The 17,137-nt window shown below is 60.4% G+C and carries 11 protein-coding genes; 2 read left to right on the plus strand and 9 right to left on the minus strand.

Going from position 1 to position 17,137, the window contains the following annotated elements:
- Positions 1–33 precede the first annotated feature (33 nt).
- Positions 34–1,053, minus strand: a complete 1,020-nt coding sequence (aruF, locus tag A7K61_RS20180; protein ID WP_003175655.1) for an arginine/ornithine succinyltransferase subunit alpha — start codon at positions 1,051–1,053, stop codon at positions 34–36.
- Positions 1,054–1,297: 244 nt separating this feature from the next.
- The gene (locus A7K61_RS20185; RefSeq protein ID WP_003193615.1) at positions 1,298–2,518 is read right to left on the minus strand and encodes an aspartate aminotransferase family protein; all 1,221 of its coding nucleotides are present in this window, start codon (positions 2,516–2,518) and stop codon (positions 1,298–1,300) included.
- 301 nt (positions 2,519–2,819) lie between these two features.
- On the opposite strand from A7K61_RS20185, the gene A7K61_RS20190 reads away from it, so the two are divergent.
- On the plus strand, positions 2,820–7,859 hold the full coding sequence (locus A7K61_RS20190) for a dermonecrotic toxin domain-containing protein (RefSeq protein WP_256557963.1): 5,040 nt from the start codon (positions 2,820–2,822) through the stop codon (positions 7,857–7,859).
- 7 nt (positions 7,860–7,866) lie between these two features.
- Here the strand turns inward: A7K61_RS20190 and argR are convergent, their stop codons facing one another.
- The 7 genes from argR to acs all read right to left on the minus strand — a co-directional run bounded on the left by argR (position 7,867) and on the right by acs (position 15,865).
- Entirely contained in the window at positions 7,867–8,847 is a 981-nt protein-coding gene (gene argR / locus A7K61_RS20195) for a transcriptional regulator ArgR (protein ID WP_014719597.1), read from the minus strand.
- Positions 8,848–9,065: 218 nt separating this feature from the next.
- Positions 9,066–9,830, minus strand: coding sequence for an ABC transporter ATP-binding protein (locus tag A7K61_RS20200; protein ID WP_003193620.1), 765 nt, complete (start codon positions 9,828–9,830; stop codon positions 9,066–9,068).
- A 27-nt stretch (positions 9,831–9,857) separates the two neighbouring features.
- The gene (locus A7K61_RS20205) at positions 9,858–10,970 is read right to left on the minus strand and encodes a succinylglutamate desuccinylase/aspartoacylase family protein (RefSeq protein ID WP_069558215.1); all 1,113 of its coding nucleotides are present in this window, start codon (positions 10,968–10,970) and stop codon (positions 9,858–9,860) included.
- Position 10,971: 1 nt separating this feature from the next.
- Positions 10,972–11,670 carry an ABC transporter permease gene (locus A7K61_RS20210; RefSeq protein WP_005790641.1) on the minus strand — a complete coding sequence of 233 codons (699 nt, stop codon included), beginning with the start codon at positions 11,668–11,670 and terminating at the stop codon, positions 10,972–10,974.
- Positions 11,667–12,356: an ABC transporter permease gene (locus tag A7K61_RS20215; protein WP_003193627.1), complete on the minus strand. Its 690-nt coding sequence runs from the start codon at positions 12,354–12,356 to the stop codon at positions 11,667–11,669. Before A7K61_RS20215 ends, A7K61_RS20210 begins: the two co-directional genes overlap by 4 nt.
- 91 nt (positions 12,357–12,447) lie before the next feature.
- Positions 12,448–13,233, minus strand: a complete 786-nt coding sequence (locus tag A7K61_RS20220) for an ABC transporter substrate-binding protein (RefSeq protein WP_047711612.1) — start codon at positions 13,231–13,233, stop codon at positions 12,448–12,450.
- Between the two features lie 676 nt (positions 13,234–13,909).
- Positions 13,910–15,865 (minus strand): acetate--CoA ligase, encoded by a 1,956-nt coding sequence (gene acs, locus A7K61_RS20225; RefSeq protein ID WP_005790645.1) that lies wholly within the window; start codon positions 15,863–15,865, stop codon positions 13,910–13,912.
- A 397-nt stretch (positions 15,866–16,262) separates the two neighbouring features.
- On the opposite strand from acs, the gene A7K61_RS20230 reads away from it, so the two are divergent.
- Positions 16,263–16,532: a DUF2790 domain-containing protein gene (locus A7K61_RS20230; protein ID WP_003193635.1), complete on the plus strand. Its 270-nt coding sequence runs from the start codon at positions 16,263–16,265 to the stop codon at positions 16,530–16,532.
- Positions 16,533–17,137 lie beyond the last annotated feature (605 nt).

Consider the following 17,137-nt stretch of genomic DNA (forward strand, 5'->3'; position numbering starts at 1 on the left):
CCGCTGTTGTCAGCCACCCGCGAAACTCTCTTTTTAAACCGCAACCAGGCGCACGCTGGCGCCTTCGCCAACACCCAGCGCTTCGGCTGCTGCCAAGTCCAGGGTCACCGGCTTGCCGGGCGCGTAGTCCAGTTCCAGCATCACCGCACGGTAATCCTGCAACTGCGCGTTACTCACCAGGTACTGGCGGCCAACACCCTTGACCATCTCGCCGATCTTCACCGGCACCACGCGGCTCTGGGCGATCGAGCGAATGCCCGAGACCCGTGCGTGCAGCGTCGGGCCACCGTCGAAGATGTCGATGTAATGGTCTGTCTCAAAGCCTTCACGCATCAGGATGTCGAAGGTGATTTGCGCACGCGGGTGCACCTGGCCCATGGCCTCTTGCGCTTCGTCCGGCAGCAGCGGTACGTAGATCGGATAGTGCGGCATCAGCTCGGCGAGAAAGGTGCGGCTTTTCAGCCCGCACAAGCGCTCGGCGGCGGCGTAGTTGAGGTCGAAGAAGTTGCGGCCGATGGCATCCCAGAACGGCGAGTCACCGTTCTCGTCGCTGTAGCCGACAATCTCGGTCACCACCGAGTCGGCAAAGCGCTCGGGATGGCTGGCAACAAACAGCAGGCGGCCACGGGAATTGAGTTCCGACCACGGCGAACCGACCAGCTCAGGCACCACATAGAAGCTGGTGAGCAGGCTGTTGCCGGTAAGGTCGTGGCACTGGGAAAGCACGTGGATCTTGTTGTGGATCTTCAGCTCGCGGGAGGCGTGCACGAAGGTTTCGTTACGAAAGCTGTAGAACGGCTCGGAGTAACCGGCCGAGGCCACGATGGCCGAGCAGCCGGCAAGCTTGCCGGTCTCGGTGTCTTCCAGCACGAAGAAATAGCTCTCTTCACCGTTGAAACTCACCTCGGCGGCGAAGGACGCTTCGCTGGCCGCGATCTTGTCGCTCAGGCGTTCCACATCATCCGGCAAGGAGGTGACACCAATCGGGCTGTCCGCAGCCAGACGCTGTACCTCGCCCAGATCAGCCATTTGCGCGGGGCGCATCACCAGCATGGTGTCACTCCTTAACTCGAAAACTCACAGAAAAAAAAGCCAAACACACCGTTGAAAACAGTGAGGTCAAGTGTGGGAGCGGGCTTGCGCGCGAATGCAGGGTGTCATTCAACATTTCAGGTGACTGAACCACTGCTTTCGCGAGCAAGCCCGCTCCCACATTTGATCTTCCACAGCTCCAACCAAGGGTCCGGCATACAAAATTTGTGCTCGGTACCGGGATCGCCAGGCACCGAACGGTCTATCAGGCTTGCGTCAACGTCTTCACAGCACGCTCAAAACGATCCAGGCCTTCATTGATGTCCGCCTCTTCCACCACCAGGCTCGGCGCAAAACGCACCACGTCGGGGCCGGCTTGCAGGATCATCAAGTTCTCTTTTTCGGCCGCGTTGAACACGTCCTTGGCCTTGCCTTTGAAGGCATCACTGAGTACGCAACCGATCAACAAGCCCATGCCGCGAACCTGAGTGAAGATGCCGTACTGCTTGCCGATCTGCTCCAGGCGCGCCTTGAACAGGTCGTGCTTGGCATTCACACCCGCCAGCACTTCTGGGGTGTTGATCACGTCGATCACCGCTTCCGCTACCGCGCACGCCAGCGGGTTGCCGCCGTAGGTGGTGCCGTGGGTGCCGACCACCAGGTGCTTGGCCAAGTCTTCACGGGTCAGCATCGCCGCAATCGGGAAACCGCCGCCCAGGCTCTTGGCGCTGGTGAGGATGTCGGGCGTCACGCCGTAGTGCTGGTAGGCAAACAGGTGGCCGGTGCGGCCCATGCCGGTTTGCACTTCGTCAAATACCAGCAGTGCGTCGTGAGCGTCGCACAGTTCGCGAGCGCCTTGCAGGTAAGCCAACTCGGCCGGCAGTACACCGCCTTCGCCCTGGATCGGTTCCAGCACCACGGCGCAGGTCTTATCGGTCACCGCCGCTTTCAGCGCAGCCAGGTCGTTATAAGGAACGTGGGTGATGCCGGTGATTTTAGGCCCGAAACCATCGGAGTACTTCGACTGGCCACCGACGTTGACGGTGAACAGGGTACGGCCGTGGAAGCTGTTCAGCGCGGCAATGATCTCGTACTTCTCGCTGCCAAAACGGTCGAACGCCACGCGACGGGCCAGCTTGAAGGCGGCCTCGTTGGCTTCGGCGCCGGAGTTGCAGAAGAACACGCGCTCGGCAAAGGTGGCATCGATCAGCTTGTGGGCCAGGCGCAAGGCCGGCTCGTTGGTGAACACGTTCGAAACATGCCACAGCGTGTTGGCCTGTTCGGTCAGTGCACCGACCAGCGCCGGGTGCGCATGGCCCAATACGTTGACCGCGATGCCGCCGGCAAAGTCGATCAGCTCGCGACCGGCCTGGTCCCATACGCGCGAGCCTGCGCCGCGCACGGGGATAAAGGCAGCAGGTGCGTAGTTGGGCACCATCACTTGGTCGAAATCGGCACGTTGCACCGGGGCTTGCTCAACGGACATCGGAGTCTCCTGAAGAGGAACGCCTGCCTGGAACTGGCAAGCGATGCAGGGATTGTAAGGACAGTTTTCAGCGCCACCTTGTCGCCAAGCGACAACTTCTTATAGCGCCAACCCCGGTTTTACGCGGGTTTACGGCAATGCGACATATTGCGTCGCAATGGCGCAGTGTAAACGCTGCGCTCAGTGAGAGGCAGAGGCACGGCCCGCTGATTTTCGCCTAATGCCTTAACTATCTGCTGCCCGCGAACCCATCAGGCTTGCTGTGATGACAGTGACTCACCCCCACTGAAGGATCAGCCCCGTGCCCACGACAATCAGCCAACGCCTCGCAGTCGCCGCCACCCAAGTGCCTGCCGGGTTTCACACACGCCTGCCGGCCTGGCTGGCAAACGCCTCGGATGACAAGCGCCAAACGTTGAAAACTGCGCCACTGGATGTCGCCGACTGGCAGGCCGACGCCAGCCGCCAGCAACACGCGCCCCTCAAGCAGGCGGTGGAGCAGAGTTGGACCGCGCAAAGCAAAGTAGACGCGGCACTGGCCGACCTCAAGACACCGCAGGCCTTCGCCGCACCGCTTTTGCAACAGGCGCTCAAGACCCGCTGGGGCGTGGACATCGATGTCAGCACCACCCATCTGCGCCTGTATGCGCCCCTGACGATCCCACTGTTCCCCATAGAAACCGGCGGCGTCAAAGCCTGGACCGTGTCGCTGGTGGATGCCGCGCTGCACAACTTTGATGCAGCAGAAAGCAAGAAAGCGGCCTACACCGCAGACTCCAGCTTCATCACCCAACCCTCTGCCACCGGGCAATTCGACACCCTGCCCTCAGTAAACAGCAAAGTCAGCATCCAGGCCTTCATCCGGCTCTGCCGTGAACTGGACATCGGCACGCAATACCAGGCCTACCTCAAGACATTTTTCGGTTTCCAGGACGCCACCCGCAAGAGCGCGCTGCGCAGTACCGTCATCGAAAGCCTGAAGGCCGAGGCACAAGCCGCCGTGCACCTGGCGCGCCTGAAAAAGGACGGCAGCGAAGCCGTACTGCGCACGCTCCAGGCCCAGCTCAAAGGCATCAGCAGCCTGACACTGGAAGGCAAGACCTTGCTCAGCCACGACCTGAGCCTGATGGACGCGCCGCTGGCCGGCATTGTGCTGTTCGCCGCCGACCTGGAACTGCACCACAGCGCAGTGCCCGTGGTGGCGTACATCCCCGGCGATCCGCAGGCACCGCTCAAGTATTACCGCGACGGCATTGCCTTCATTCAAGACCTGACCCGCAAATTGCGCGACGCCGATTACCAAGCGTTCTTCAGCCGCTTTATCAGCCACGAACACCGCGCCTACTTCTTTGCCAACCTCAATAACCGCTTGTCCCAGATAACCTGGCACTCCCCCATCCCCGGCGACCCCAGGCCGACCTGGCGCGCTGAACCGGTGGCCAACCCCAAGCTGCAATTGCACGCGACGAAAATCACGGGCGAGCTGTACGAACACCTCTATGAAAGCAAACTCAGCAGGCTGCTCAATGACGCGCGCAATATTGCCGTGTCCACCGCCGACGCCGACAGCAAGGCACGCTGGCAACGTTGGGACGTCGTGGCAAAAATCGGCAAAACCCTGCTCGAAATCGTCGCCTTCATCGCCACGCCGTTCATTCCCCCCCTGGGCCTGCTGATGCTTGGCTACACCGCCTATCAACTGCTCGACGACGTGTTCGAAGGCATCGTCGACTGGGCTGAAGGCCTCAAGCGCCAGGCGTTCGGGCACCTGATGTCGATCCTGGAGCAAATGGTGCAATTGGGTATGTTCGCGGTCGGCGCACCGATTGCCGAAGGGCTGCTACGCCAGGCACTGCCTCGGGAAGTCTGGGCGTTTTTCGAGCGCCTGCACCCGGTCACCTCGCACGACGGCAAAACGCGCCTGTGGAACCCGGACCTGAGCCCCTACGCCCACGACCTTCAGTTGCCCGCCGCCTCACGCCCCCAGACCGATGGATTGCATACCTACGCGGACAAACAAATCCTGCCCCTCGATGGGCAACACTTCGCCGTCAAGCAACAAGCGGACAACACCGTGCTGGTGCACCCAAGCCACATGCATGCCTACCAACCGCCCATTATCGGTAATGGCAAGGGTGCCTGGTTGACCCCACTGGATCGCCCGCTGACCTGGGACCGCAGCACCTTGCTGCGCCGCCTCGGCCCGCCCGCCGAGAGCCTCAGCGAAACCGGCCTGGAACAGGCACAGCGTATCAGCAGCACCGACGATGGCGCCCTGCGCAAACTCTACATGGACCGCCAGCCGCCACCGCCGTTACTGGCCGACAGCATCAAGCGCATTCACATCGACCAGCAACTGCAAGACTTCATCGACCAGATGAACAGCGATGACCCGCAGGTTTATCGAAAAGCCGACACGCAGACCCAACTCTGGCTGCTCAGCCAGACCGGCCTGTGGCCCGAAACCAAGACCCTGCGTTTTCTAAACGCCAAAGGCGAAACGGTATGGGAACACCCAGGCCGGGAAAATGCGGCAGTGGCGCAAATCCATGAAGCGCAGATGAACAACGGCGACCTGCTCAAGACCCTGCTGGAAACCCTCGACGAGCCAGAGCGCAAGACTTTGCTGGAAGAAGACTTTGGCACCCCCACCACCCAATTGCATGTGCGCGCCGCCAAGCTGCGCAAACAGCTGGCACGCAGAGCCGCGGATAAACGCGCTTCGATGTTCGACTCACGCTACCGAGGCCTGGAGCTGACCACCGATGCGCGCGTTCAGAAGGTCATCGACAGCACGCCCGGCCTGCCGGTCAGCGCGGCCGAGGAAGTGCTGCGCGGCGCCAGCGGCCAGGATCTGCTCGACATCGACCAGGGCACACTGCCTTCGCACCTGGTCGAACGTGCACGCTGGGCAGCCCATCAGGTCAGAATCAGCCGGGCGTATGAAGGCTTGTACATGAGCGCGCTGGAGAGCGGCGACACCCACCGACTCGCCCTGCACTCCCTGGAAAAACTGCCGGGCTGGTCGCCCCAGGTGCGCCTGGAAGTGCGCGACTTCAAGCGCACCGGCCAGTTGCACGATGCCATCGGCCCTGCCCAGGCGCCCATCCGACGCCTGTTGGTGCGCACCATCGAGGGTGATTACATTCCCGAAGACAGCAAGGGCACCCTGCTTGGCGAAACCGACTTCTACACCGCCGTGCTCCAGGCGCTGCCCGATGCGCAGCGCGACGCACTGAATATGCAGATCGGCCAAGGTACGCACCTGCGAGAAACCCTGCGTCAACATGCGCTGGCACGTGACGAGCTTGGCCCTCTGCTGGCCGAAGTGCCGCTGCTCAAACCCTCCTACGACCCCACCCTGATGCGCCTGCCCGGCGGCATGGAAGGTTACGATGCCAGCCCATCCACTGCCGGTGGCAGCAGCGGCGCTGCCTCGCTTGAGGCGCGGCTACACGAGTTGTACCCGCAACTGAGCCCCAACGAGCTGACCGCCGTACTCGCTGCCATGCACAACGACCCCGGTACGCCATTGGGTACCCTTCAATTCCTGAAGAACGAGTTCTCGCAGTTGGACGCCAGCCTCAGAGCCTGGCAGCAGAACGTGCCACAAACCCTTGTGGGCACTGACCTACCCCTGAGCCGCTGGCGAATTGCTTCTGAACAGCAGAATCGTCGGCTCTGGGCGCAACGGCTGATCAGCGCCTGGCGCCACGACACACCCCGGGACGCCGCGTTTGATAACGGGCACCTGTTGCAACTCAACCAACCCATTTACGGCGAACTGCCGACACTGGAGGCCAGCTTCGGGCACATCACCAGCCTGGAGTTGCTGGGCTACCTGACCACCCGTGGCACGCCGGCCTTCCTGGGGCGCTTTCCCGGGCTACGCCGGCTGGCTATCAGCGACATCGCCCTCAGAACACTGCCCGAGGAGGTCAGCGCTTTAACTCGCCTCAATGCTCTGGTATTGCGCAATTGCGAACTCAACCTCACCACCCCAAGCCGTGCAGCCCTGGCCAACCTGGCCGAGCTGCACATCCTGGACCTGTCCAACAACCCGCTGGCGCTGGCGCCCAATCTGGAAAACATGGCCAACCTGCGTACGCTCAACCTGGCCCACTGCGGGATTTCCGTCTTCCCCTCCGGCCTGCTCAGTCGACCTCGGCTGGTCAGCGCCAACCTCAGCAACAACCTCCTGCGCAGACTGCCCGACGCCCTGTTTTCCCTGCCCGCCGGCGCCGCCAGGGCCTTCGACCTTTCCGGCAACCCACTCTCACGCACGACGCTTGAACGGATAAAAACCTACTGCCAGAACACCGGTGAACACTTTGGCGCCGACGCCAACCCAGCCGAGGTGCGCCTGGCTCACGCGCTTTACCCGACCTATAGCACCTACGAGACCCATCAATTTATCTTCAGGTTGCCAGGCGGGCTGGACGATTCAATGGCGACACTGGTGCGCCTCAAGGCCGACTACGAACGCCTGCAGGCCGACCTGCAAGAATGGGTGGCGGATGTGCCCGCGCGCTACCCGTTCACGGATGTGCCCATGGATGAACAGGTTCGCGCACAGCAGCAGCTCATGCGCGGGGAAATAAGAGGCCTGCTGGAGCAAGTGTGGCGACGCGAGAGCGACCTGGACTTCAGTCATGACACGCTGGCCCAAACCCATCAAATGGTCCTGACGTTGCCACTGTTGGGCGACCTGCCGAAACTGAATGTGGATTTCAAGCACGTTTCCAAGCTAGAACTGAGGGCGCAAGAAACCACCTCGATACCCGAAGGTTTTCTGGAACGCTTCCCCAACCTGGAGAGCCTGCTGATTGACCGCTATGCCCTGAAAGACATACCCGCTGCCGTCTTCAAGCTGCCCAAGCTCACTACGCTCAGCTTGACGCAATGCCAACTGCGGCTGACCCCCGAAAGTGTCGCCGCGTTGAGCGACCTGCACGACCTGAACTACCTGGACCTGGGCGATAACCCACTGGGGCTGACCCCCGATGTCAGCAACATGTCCGGCCTGGAGACCTTGATGATGGAAAACGCCGGGCTTACTGAAGTGCCGCGCGGCGTATTCAACCTGACGTCACTCACCCAACTGAACCTGAGCGATAACCGTATCACCGAGTTGCCCACCGACCTGATTGAAGTGGACCCGGACGCAGCGGCAGGCTTTGATCTGAGCGACAACCCCTTCTCACCCGAGGCGCTTGCCACGCTGCGTCGCTATTACAACCGCACGGCGGTGGATTTCGACGTCGCGCAAGCCAGGCAACCGGCGCCAGACGACGCTGGCTCAAGCTCTGCGACTTCATCCGAAACAGACAACGAACCCTGAGCGCCGCTCAACCGCGCTCGGAGGGCACCGACGATAACTCGAACGGGCTGCTGCTGCGCCGCTGGTTACGGTCTTCGCGAGGGGTGGCGCCGAAGAAATTGCGGTAGGCGCTGGAGAAGTGCGGCCCCGAGGAGAAGCCGCACGACAGGCCGATCTGGATGATCGACTTGCTGGTTTGCATCAACATCTGGCGAGCCTTGTTCAGGCGCAATTCCAGGTAGTACTGGCTGGGGACGCGGTTGAGGTATTGCTTGAAGATCCGTTCAAGCTGTCGTCGTGAGACGCACACGTGCTGGGCGATTTCGTCGGTGGTCAGCGGTTCTTCGATATTGGCCTCCATCAACAAAACCGCCTGGGTCAGCTTCGGATGGCTGGAACCCAGGCGGTTTTGCAATGGAATACGCTGGCGCTCGCCGCCTTCGCGGATGCGCTCCACCACCAACTCTTCGGACACCGCACCGGCCAGCTCCGCACCGTGGTCACGGGCCAATACCGCCAGCAGCAGGTCGAGTACCGACATGCCGCCGCAGGCAGTGAGGCGATCACGGTCCCAGTCGAACAAGTGGCTGGTGGCAATGACCTTGGGGAACCGCTCGGCGAAATCGTCCTGCCAGCGCCAGTGCACGGCGGCGCGGTAGCCATCGAGCAGGCCCAGTTGGGCCAGCGGGTACACACCCGCCGACAAGCCGCCGATTACACACCCCGCCCGAACAAGCTGCTTGAGCGCGGAACTCAGTGGCGAAGCGATGACCGTCGGCGGTTCGTCGGCCAACAGGAACAGCTTCTGAAAGCCTTCCAGCTTACCGGCCCACGGCTCACCCGGCAGTTGCCAGGCACCTTCGACGGCGGGTTCGGCGAGCAAAAACGACAGCTCGTAGATCACATCCGGATGCACCCGCTGGGCAACGCGCAAGGCCTCCTCAGCCAGCGCAAGCGTAAGGGCTTTTGTGCTGGGCCAAATCAGGAAACCAATTTTGTGGGCGGTCATGGAGTGCTATCCGGAGCGAAAACAGTGAAAGAAGCTGTGGGCCAATGCTAGCCCGTAAACCAACACAAATCTCAAAAACAATGAAGGCCTGCCCCCCTGTAGGAGCGAGCTTGCTCGCGAAAAACCTGAGAACGCCACGGGGTATCAAGCTTGCCGCGTTATCGTTGACGATCTTCGCGAGCAAGCTCGCTCCTACAGGGGGTGGGTGGCCACCTTGATTATTTCAAACTGCCAGAGAGAAACTGCTGCAAACGCTCCGACTGCGGGTTCACCAGCACTTCCCGCGGGTTGCCACGCTCTTCAACCACGCCTTTGTGCAAAAACACCAGTTGGTTCGACACTTCGCGGGCAAAGCCCATTTCGTGGGTCACCACCACCATGGTGCGGCCTTCCTGGGCCAGGTCCTGCATCACCTTGAGTACTTCGCCTACCAGCTCCGGGTCGAGTGCCGAGGTCGGTTCGTCGAACAACATTACCTCCGGTTCCATCGCCAGGGCGCGGGCAATCGCCACGCGCTGCTGCTCACCGCCGGACATATGGCCGGGGAACGCATCCTTACGATGGCCCACGCCGACCTTGGCCAGATAGTGCTCAGCCTTTTCACGCGCTTCTTTCTTCGATACGCCCAGCACGTGCACCGGGGCTTCCATCACGTTTTCAAGCGCGGTCATGTGCGACCACAGGTTGAAATGCTGGAACACCATGGACAGGCGCGAACGCATGCGCTGCAACTGCTTGGGGTCGGCGGCCTTCATGGCGCCGTCTTTGTTGGCGACCAGTTTGAGCTCTTCGTTATTGAGCAGAATCTTGCCTGCGTGGGGTTGCTCGAGCAGGTTGATGCAGCGCAAAAAGGTACTTTTGCCCGAACCGCTGGAGCCGATGATGCTGATCACATCACCGGCGGCGGCGGCCAGGGATACCCCTTTGAGCACTTCATGACTGCCATAGCGTTTATGCAGGTCTTGGACTTCAAGCTTGTACATGCGGTCGGTTCTCACAAAAACAGGTGGTCAGTCGTTGAGCAAGCGCCCGCAGCGCAGCGCTTCGCGCCCCGCCACCTTGGCCAGCCAGAAACCCGCTTGGGCATAACGTAGCCGTTCAACGGCAAACAACACCCCCGAGGTGCCCGCGCAAATAGTGCTTACGCGGTCGGTGAGGGGGTCAATCACTTCAAAAATCTCATCGCCGGCTTCTACCCAGTCGCCAGCTTTACGCAGGTAACTGATCACCCCGGCGTGGGGCGCGAACAACAACTCGGTGCCTTCGAACGGCACGCCTTCGCACGGCTCAAACTGCGGCGCCGGCCATTGGCCTTTGATCAGGCCCTGCTCGGCGAGAAAGGCCAGGATGCCTTCGGCGTGGAAGATCGCTTGATCACGGCCGGTATCAGCCTGGCCGCCCAGCTCCAAGGTCGTCGCCAGACAGGCCAGCGGAATCTGCGCCTCGGGGAACATGCGCGACAAACGCAGCCATGGCAACGAGCACGCTTCGTCAAATGAACTGCCGCCGGAATCTTCCGCCAGCAGGCCGACCTTCACATTCAAATGTGCCGACAACGAACGCCACTGCGGCCAATGCTGGGGCAGCGCGTACATATGCAGCGCTGCCTCAGCATCGCAATGCAGGTCAAGCACCACATCGGCGGTGCAGGCGTGGCTCAGCAGGACGCGTTGCATGCCTTGCAACTGGCTGCTCGGTTCGGGCAAGGCGTCGAGCGCATCGCTCATGGCCTGGCGGATCAGGCGCACATTGGCGTGCGGGTCATCACCCAGCTTGCCTTGCAGCAACTCGGCCACCGGCTCGCTCAGCTCGACAAAATCGCGGTTGAAATTCTTGCCGCTGCCGACTTCGAATCGCCCCTGGTGGCTGCCCTGCAACAACTGGCCGAGGCCCATCGGGTTGGCGACGGGCACCAACTCGATCACGCCGTTGAGGGCGCCTTGCTGTTCCAGCGCCACAAGGCGCTTTTTCAGTTCCCAGGCGGCGCGCATGCCAGGCAATTCATCGGCGTGCAGGCTGGCCTGGATATAGGCCTTGCGCTCGCCGCTGCCGAAACGAAACACGCTCAGCTGGCGCTCGCAGCCCAGGTGCCCCCAGGGCAGCAGATGATCGATACGTTCCATATCAGTGCTTCCGTGGAGCCAGGTAGCTCAGCCAGCGGCGCTCGGCCAACTTGAACAGGCGCACCAGGATGAAGGTCAGGCACAGGTAGAACACGCCGGCGGTGATATAGGCTTCGAACGGCAAGTAGTACTGGGCGTTCACCGTGCGCGCGGCACCGGTGATGTCGATCAGCGTGACGATGGAGGCCAGGCTGGTGGTCTGCAGCATCATGATCACTTCGTTGCTGTACTGCGGCAGCGCACGGCGCAGGGCCGACGGCAACAGGATGCGGCGGTACAGCTTGTAGCGCGACATGCCCATGGCCTTGGCCGCTTCGATCTCACCGTTTGGCGTGGCCTTGAGGCTGCCGGCGATGATCTCGGCGGTGTAGGCGCTGGTGTTGATGGCAAACGCCAGGCACGCACAGAACGTGGCACTGGACAGCAGCGGCCACAGGAAGCTCTCGCGCACCACTTCGAACTGCGCCAGGCCGTAGTAGATCAAAAACAACTGCACCAGCATCGGCGTGCCGCGGATCACATAGGTATAGAGCCAGGCCACGCCGTTGACGACAGGCTGCTTGGACACCCGCATCAAGCCCAGGGGCAAGGCGGCGAGCAGGCCGAAGAACAGCGAGATGGCGAGCAGTTTCAGGGTGGTCAGCAAGCCGCCAAGGTACAGCGGCATGGCCTCCCAGATGACGTTGTAGTCGAAGATCATAGATCAGCCGCCCTTACGCCTACCGAGTAGCGCTTCTCAAGGTAACGCAAGGCCAGCAACGACACGCTGGTGATCACCAGGTACATCGCCGCCACTGCGAGGAAGAAGGTAAAAGGCTCGCGGGTGGCGTCTGCCGCCTGCTTGGCCTTGAACATCATGTCTTGCAGACCTACCACCGAAATCAGCGCGGTGGCCTTGGTCAATACCAGCCAGTTGTTGGTAAAACCAGGGATCGCCAGCCGAATCATCTGCGGCACCATCACCCGGAAAAACACCTGGAAGCTGCTCATGCCATACGCCAGGCCGGCTTCAGCCTGGCCCTTGGGAATGGCCATGAAGGCGCCACGGAAAGTTTCCGACAGGTAGGCGCCAAAGATGAAACCCAGGGTGCCGATACCGGCGGCCAGGGGGTTCAAGTCGATATAGTCGTCAAAGCCCAGCAAGGGCGCGACGCGGTTGAGCAAGTCCTGACCGCCGTAGAAAATCAGCAGGATCAGCACCAGGTCGGGGATCCCGCGGATCACCGTGGAGTACAGGTCGCCCAGCCAAGCCAGCCAGCGTACCGGCGACAGGCGTAGCGCGACCCCGATCAGACCCAGAACAATGGCCAAGGCCATGGACGACAAGGCGAGCTGAAGCGTCAACCATGCGCCATCGAGGATGACGGCCCCGTAGCCTTTCAACATGATTCAGGTCCTCGAAAAGGGGGATGAAAAAATGGCGCAAACTTCAGGATGACTGTTGCTTGCGCCATTTCGGACGGACAGCTGCGATGAGTTACTTGGCGTCAGCGCCGTAAATATCGAAGTCGAAGTACTTGTCCTGGATTTTCTTGTATTCGCCGTTGGCACGGATCGCAGCGATGGCCGCATTGATGCGCTCAAGGTTTTCCTTGTCGCCTTTGCGCACTGCGATGCCGATACCGTCACCGAAGTATTTGGCTTCGGTGAACGATGGGCCTACAAACGCGTAGCCTTTGCCGGCGTCGGTTTTCAGGAAACCGTCTTGCAGCAGGGTGGCGTCAGCCACGGTACCGTCGAGACGACCGGCGGCCACATCCAGGTAGATTTCGTTCTGGGTGCTGTAGCCCTTGATATTCGCGCCTTTTGGCGCCAGGACTTCACGGGCGAAACGGTCGTGGATCGAACCGCGCTGCACACCGATCGTCTTGCCTTTGAGCTCATCCAAGCCGTCGCTGACGGTGGTGCCTTCCTTCATCACCAGGCGCGCTGGGGACAGGTAGTAGCGGGTGGTGAAGTCCACGGATTTCTTGCGGTCGTCAGTGATAGACATGGACGACAGGATCGCGTCGATCTTGCGCACTTTGAGTGCCGGGATCAGACCATCGAATTCCTGCTCGACCCAGGTGCACTTGACGTCCATCTGCTTGCACAGGGCGTTGCCGATGTCGTAGTCAAAACCGACGATGCTGCCATCCGGCGCCTTCGAGGCAAACGGAGGGTAAGCCGCTTCGATACCAATTTTCAGCGGCTTGCCTTCGGCGAAAGCCTGCATGGACAGCACGGACAGCGCCAGGGCGCCCAACAGCACGAGTTTCTTCATCTTGGGACTCCATCGGTATAGGGCAAAAACAGCAGTATGAGCCATGGCCCACGATGCGGCGAAGGTGTAACCGAATAGCGGTGCTGCGTCCTGCGCGGGCGACACCTGCGACGACGAGCGAGTGATCGGCATTCTAACGACAGGCCGGAAGCCGATATTTCCTCAATGCGACAACAATTTACAGAAGCACTGAGAAAGCGGTTCCAGCTCATTGACAGCCTCTGAATTTTATGCAGAGACAAAAGATATTAAACCTGATGATGCTGCAAATTGCGGGCCTATTATTCGCAAACCCTTCTAGCACGGCAAGTCTGGCGTTTAATCTTATTTTTCAGGGTGTCTAGAACGCGGTTTTTCGGGGCGTAGGCGTGGTCCATCGCCCCAGGTTTGTGCGGGCGGTTACACATTTGAGCGGGTCGGTAACATTCAGAAACGTCCTACGGGGAAAACCGATATTTATTGGTTTGGTTGTGATGCGGCTCTGTCAGACCGCCACCCACACCCCTTTGTGGGAGCTGGCTTGCCTGCGATAACGGTGTATCAGCCAAAGATGGGCTAACTGATAAATAGCTATCGCAGGCAAGCCAGCTCCCACATTGAACCTCGGTGCTTCTGAGCCCCCAAAAAAAGCCCCATCCGGCTTCCACCGAATGGGGCTCTGTCCCACCTACCCCGCTTACGCGACGTTCATGGTCTTGTGCGTTTCGATCAAATGCGCCACCACGCTTGGATCTGCCAGGGTGGAGATATCCCCCAAGCCATCGTATTCAGCCGTGGCGATCTTGCGCAAAATGCGCCGCATGATTTTCCCCGAGCGCGTTTTCGGCAGCCCTGGCGCCCACTGGATTACATCCGGCGAGGCAATCGGCCCGATTTCCTTGCGCACCCAGTTTTTCAGCTCCAGGCGCAGCGCTTCATTGGGCTCTTCGCCATTTTTCAGGGTGACATACACATAGATGCCCTGCCCCTTGATGTCGTGGGGCACGCCCACCACCGCCGCCTCGGCGACTTTCGGGTGGGCAACCATGGCGCTCTCGATCTCGGCGGTGCCCATGCGGTGGCCGGACACGTTCAACACGTCATCCACACGGCCCGTGATCCACCAGTAGCCGTCCTCATCGCGACGTGCGCCGTCACCGGTGAAGTACATGCCGCGGAAGGTCTTGAAGTAGGTGTCGACAAAACGGTCATGGTCGCCGTACAGGGTACGCGCCTGGCCTGGCCAGGAATCCAGAATCACCAGGTTGCCTTCGGCGGCGCCTTCGATGATGTTGCCCAGGTTATCCACCAGCGCCGGCACCACCCCGAAGAACGGCCGTGCCGCCGAACCCGGCTTCAACGCATGGGCGCCCGGCAGTGGGCTCATCAGCGTGGCGCCGGTTTCGGTCTGCCACCAGGTATCGACGATCGGGCAGCGGGATTGGCCGACGTTCTTGTAGTACCAGTCCCAGGCTTCCGGGTTGATCGGCTCGCCCACCGAACCCAGCAGGCGCAGGCTGCTGCCGTCGGCGCCTTCGCAGGCGGCGGTGCCGGAGGCCATCATGGCGCGGATGGCGGTCGGTGCGGTGTAGAGGATGTTGACCTTGTGCTTGTCGACGATCTTCGCCACGCGGGTGATGTCCGGGTAGTTCGGCACGCCTTCGAACAGCAGCGTGGTCGCGCCATTGGCCAGCGGGCCGTAGACGATGTAGGTGTGGCCAGTGACCCAGCCGACGTCGGCGGTGCACCAGTAGATTTCGCCCGGGCGGTAGTCGAATACGCGCTCATGGGTCAGGGCCGCGTAGAGCAGGTAGCCACCGGTGGTGTGCTGCACGCCCTTAGGCTTGCCGGTAGAGCCGGAGGTATAGAGGATGAACAGCGCTTCTTCGGCGCCCATCTCTTTGGGCGCGCAGACGGTGCCCGCCACTTTCATCAGGTCTTCGTACCAGATGTCGCGATGCTGGTTCCACTTGATCGCGCCATTGGTGCGCTTGCACACGATCACCTTCTGGATGCTGCTGGTTTCCGGGTTGGTCAGTGCGTCGTCGACGTTAGCCTTCAGCGGAATCTTCTTACCGGCACGGATGCCTTCGTCTGCGGTAATCACCACTTTCGACTTACAGTCGATGATGCGACCGGCCAGGGCTTCCGGCGAGAAACCGCCAAACACCACCGAATGGATCGCGCCAATGCGGGTACAGGCCAGCATGGCGACCACGGCTTCGGGGATCATCGGCATATAGATAGTCACCACGTCGCCGCGATGCACATCCTGGCCGCGCAGGGCGTTGGCGAACTTGCAGACTTCTTCATGCAACTCGCGGTAGGTGATATTGCGGCTCTCGGCAGGGTCATCGCCCTCCCAGATGATTGCGATCTGGTCGCCACGTTCGGCGAGGTGACGGTCCAGGCAATTGTAGGAAACGTTCAGGGTGCCATCGGCGAACCATTTGATGTCGACATGGTGGTCGTCGAAAGAGGTCTGCTTGACCGCGGTGAAAGGCTTGACCCAGTCAAGGCGTTTGGCTTGCTCACGCCAGAAGCCATCGGGGTTGACCACCGACTGCTGGTACATGGCCTTGTAGGTCGCCTCGTCGGTCAGCGTGTTGGCTGCTACTTCGGGGCGAACGGGGTACAGGGAAGCCGCACTCATCTTTCTTACCTCGGTGACATAGTTGTTGTTGTATGGCCCCTGTTGTAGCCGGGGTGGGCCTATAGAACCATTCGACGATGGTAGTAACAAGACCCTACAAATTGCCCTGCTATGCCGTTTCACCGCTCTGGCCCGCGTGCTGCGGCGCTTGGCAGCTTTCTGAAAAAATCTTAATCGAGGGATTGTTACAAAAACCGCCAAAAGTGTTTATCAAAACCACGGGTATATGAATATAACCGAGGCGCCTAAAATCAACTCCGCCAACAAGGCACTCTGATTAACAACGCAACAGCCCCCACGAAGGCAACGTTAATCCGAACTTCCCAACTTTCAAGTGACACACGCGGCCTCACAAGGGCCCCGTGCCCCCTTTCGCCCTGAAGAAGGTAATGAAGCAATGAAAGCGTTATTAGTGATGGCTCTGAGCAGCCTGTGCGCCACCGCCGCCCTGGCTGACGAAGCCCCGACTGAACTGGCCGGCCAGAACGCCCCGATCGTTGAGGACTACACCTACAGCACACACTTGGATGTGGCCAAAGTCTTGTCCATGAGCAGCATTCCAGAAGTCTGCGAAGTTGTACCGGCGAAGATGGAATATGAAGATTCGCAAGGCCAGCGGCATATTCTTAACTATCAAGTGATGGGCAATGGTTGCTCTAACGGCTAACAACTTCTGAAGTTGGATTCTTAATTGCCGCAAGAAATCGTTCTTGCGGCCAAGAACCCGCCCTTGAATACACTGCACATCAACTGTGGGAGCTGGCTTGCCTGCGATGGCGATTTCAGCCACGACCACTCTTTTTACGCCCGCTTCCCCTGCCCCAAAAAAAACATCCCCGCCCGTCAAAACCCCCCACCCCCTGTAAAGCCTTGCAAACACTCGCTTTGGCCGAAAACCACGTCATTTTGGCGCTCCCAAGTGACCATCCGCCGCAACACAAACCCAATTTTTTCCCTATAATGCGCGGGTAAATCGGGCCTGCAATATCCCTTTACACAGGGATAAAGAGCCAGACCTTGAGCCTGCGCTGCAGCAAGCACGCATCGCTACGCCCCTCAAGCCTCATGCAGCACCCGTAACCTGATTCCGTTTATTTGCCTGCGCGAGCTGTTGCAACAAACGATTCCTTAAGATCCACCGCGGCCCTAGGGCCGTGTGAACACCCAACCATCCGGTTTCACACGGGCACCTTTGAGCCCTCACGCAGGAGACGACACGTCATGCTGAGCTGGGACGAATTCGACAAAGAAGAAGAAGGCGAAGTAGCCGCT

It is taken from the genome of Pseudomonas sp. AP42 (assembly GCF_001728935.1).
In the GTDB taxonomy this organism is placed as follows: domain Bacteria; phylum Pseudomonadota; class Gammaproteobacteria; order Pseudomonadales; family Pseudomonadaceae; genus Aquipseudomonas; species Aquipseudomonas lactis.

Bases quoted from the DNA above. Each gene is read 5' to 3' on its own strand.
- aruF (WP_003175655.1), bottom strand. From the start codon at position 1,053: ATGCTGGTGATGCGCCCCGCGCAAATGGCTGATCTGGGCGAGGTACAG.
- acs (WP_005790645.1), bottom strand. From the start codon at position 15,865: ATGAGTGCGGCTTCCCTGTACCCCGTTCGCCCCGAAGTAGCAGCCAAC.
- A7K61_RS20210 (WP_005790641.1), bottom strand. From the start codon at position 11,670: ATGATCTTCGACTACAACGTCATCTGGGAGGCCATGCCGCTGTACCTT.
- A7K61_RS20230 (WP_003193635.1), top strand. From the start codon at position 16,263: ATGAAAGCGTTATTAGTGATGGCTCTGAGCAGCCTGTGCGCCACCGCC.
- argR (WP_014719597.1), bottom strand. From the start codon at position 8,847: ATGACCGCCCACAAAATTGGTTTCCTGATTTGGCCCAGCACAAAAGCC.
- A7K61_RS20220 (WP_047711612.1), bottom strand. From the start codon at position 13,233: ATGAAGAAACTCGTGCTGTTGGGCGCCCTGGCGCTGTCCGTGCTGTCC.
- A7K61_RS20200 (WP_003193620.1), bottom strand. From the start codon at position 9,830: ATGTACAAGCTTGAAGTCCAAGACCTGCATAAACGCTATGGCAGTCAT.
- A7K61_RS20205 (WP_069558215.1), bottom strand. From the start codon at position 10,970: ATGGAACGTATCGATCATCTGCTGCCCTGGGGGCACCTGGGCTGCGAG.
- A7K61_RS20215 (WP_003193627.1), bottom strand. From the start codon at position 12,356: ATGTTGAAAGGCTACGGGGCCGTCATCCTCGATGGCGCATGGTTGACG.
- A7K61_RS20185 (WP_003193615.1), bottom strand. From the start codon at position 2,518: ATGTCCGTTGAGCAAGCCCCGGTGCAACGTGCCGATTTCGACCAAGTG.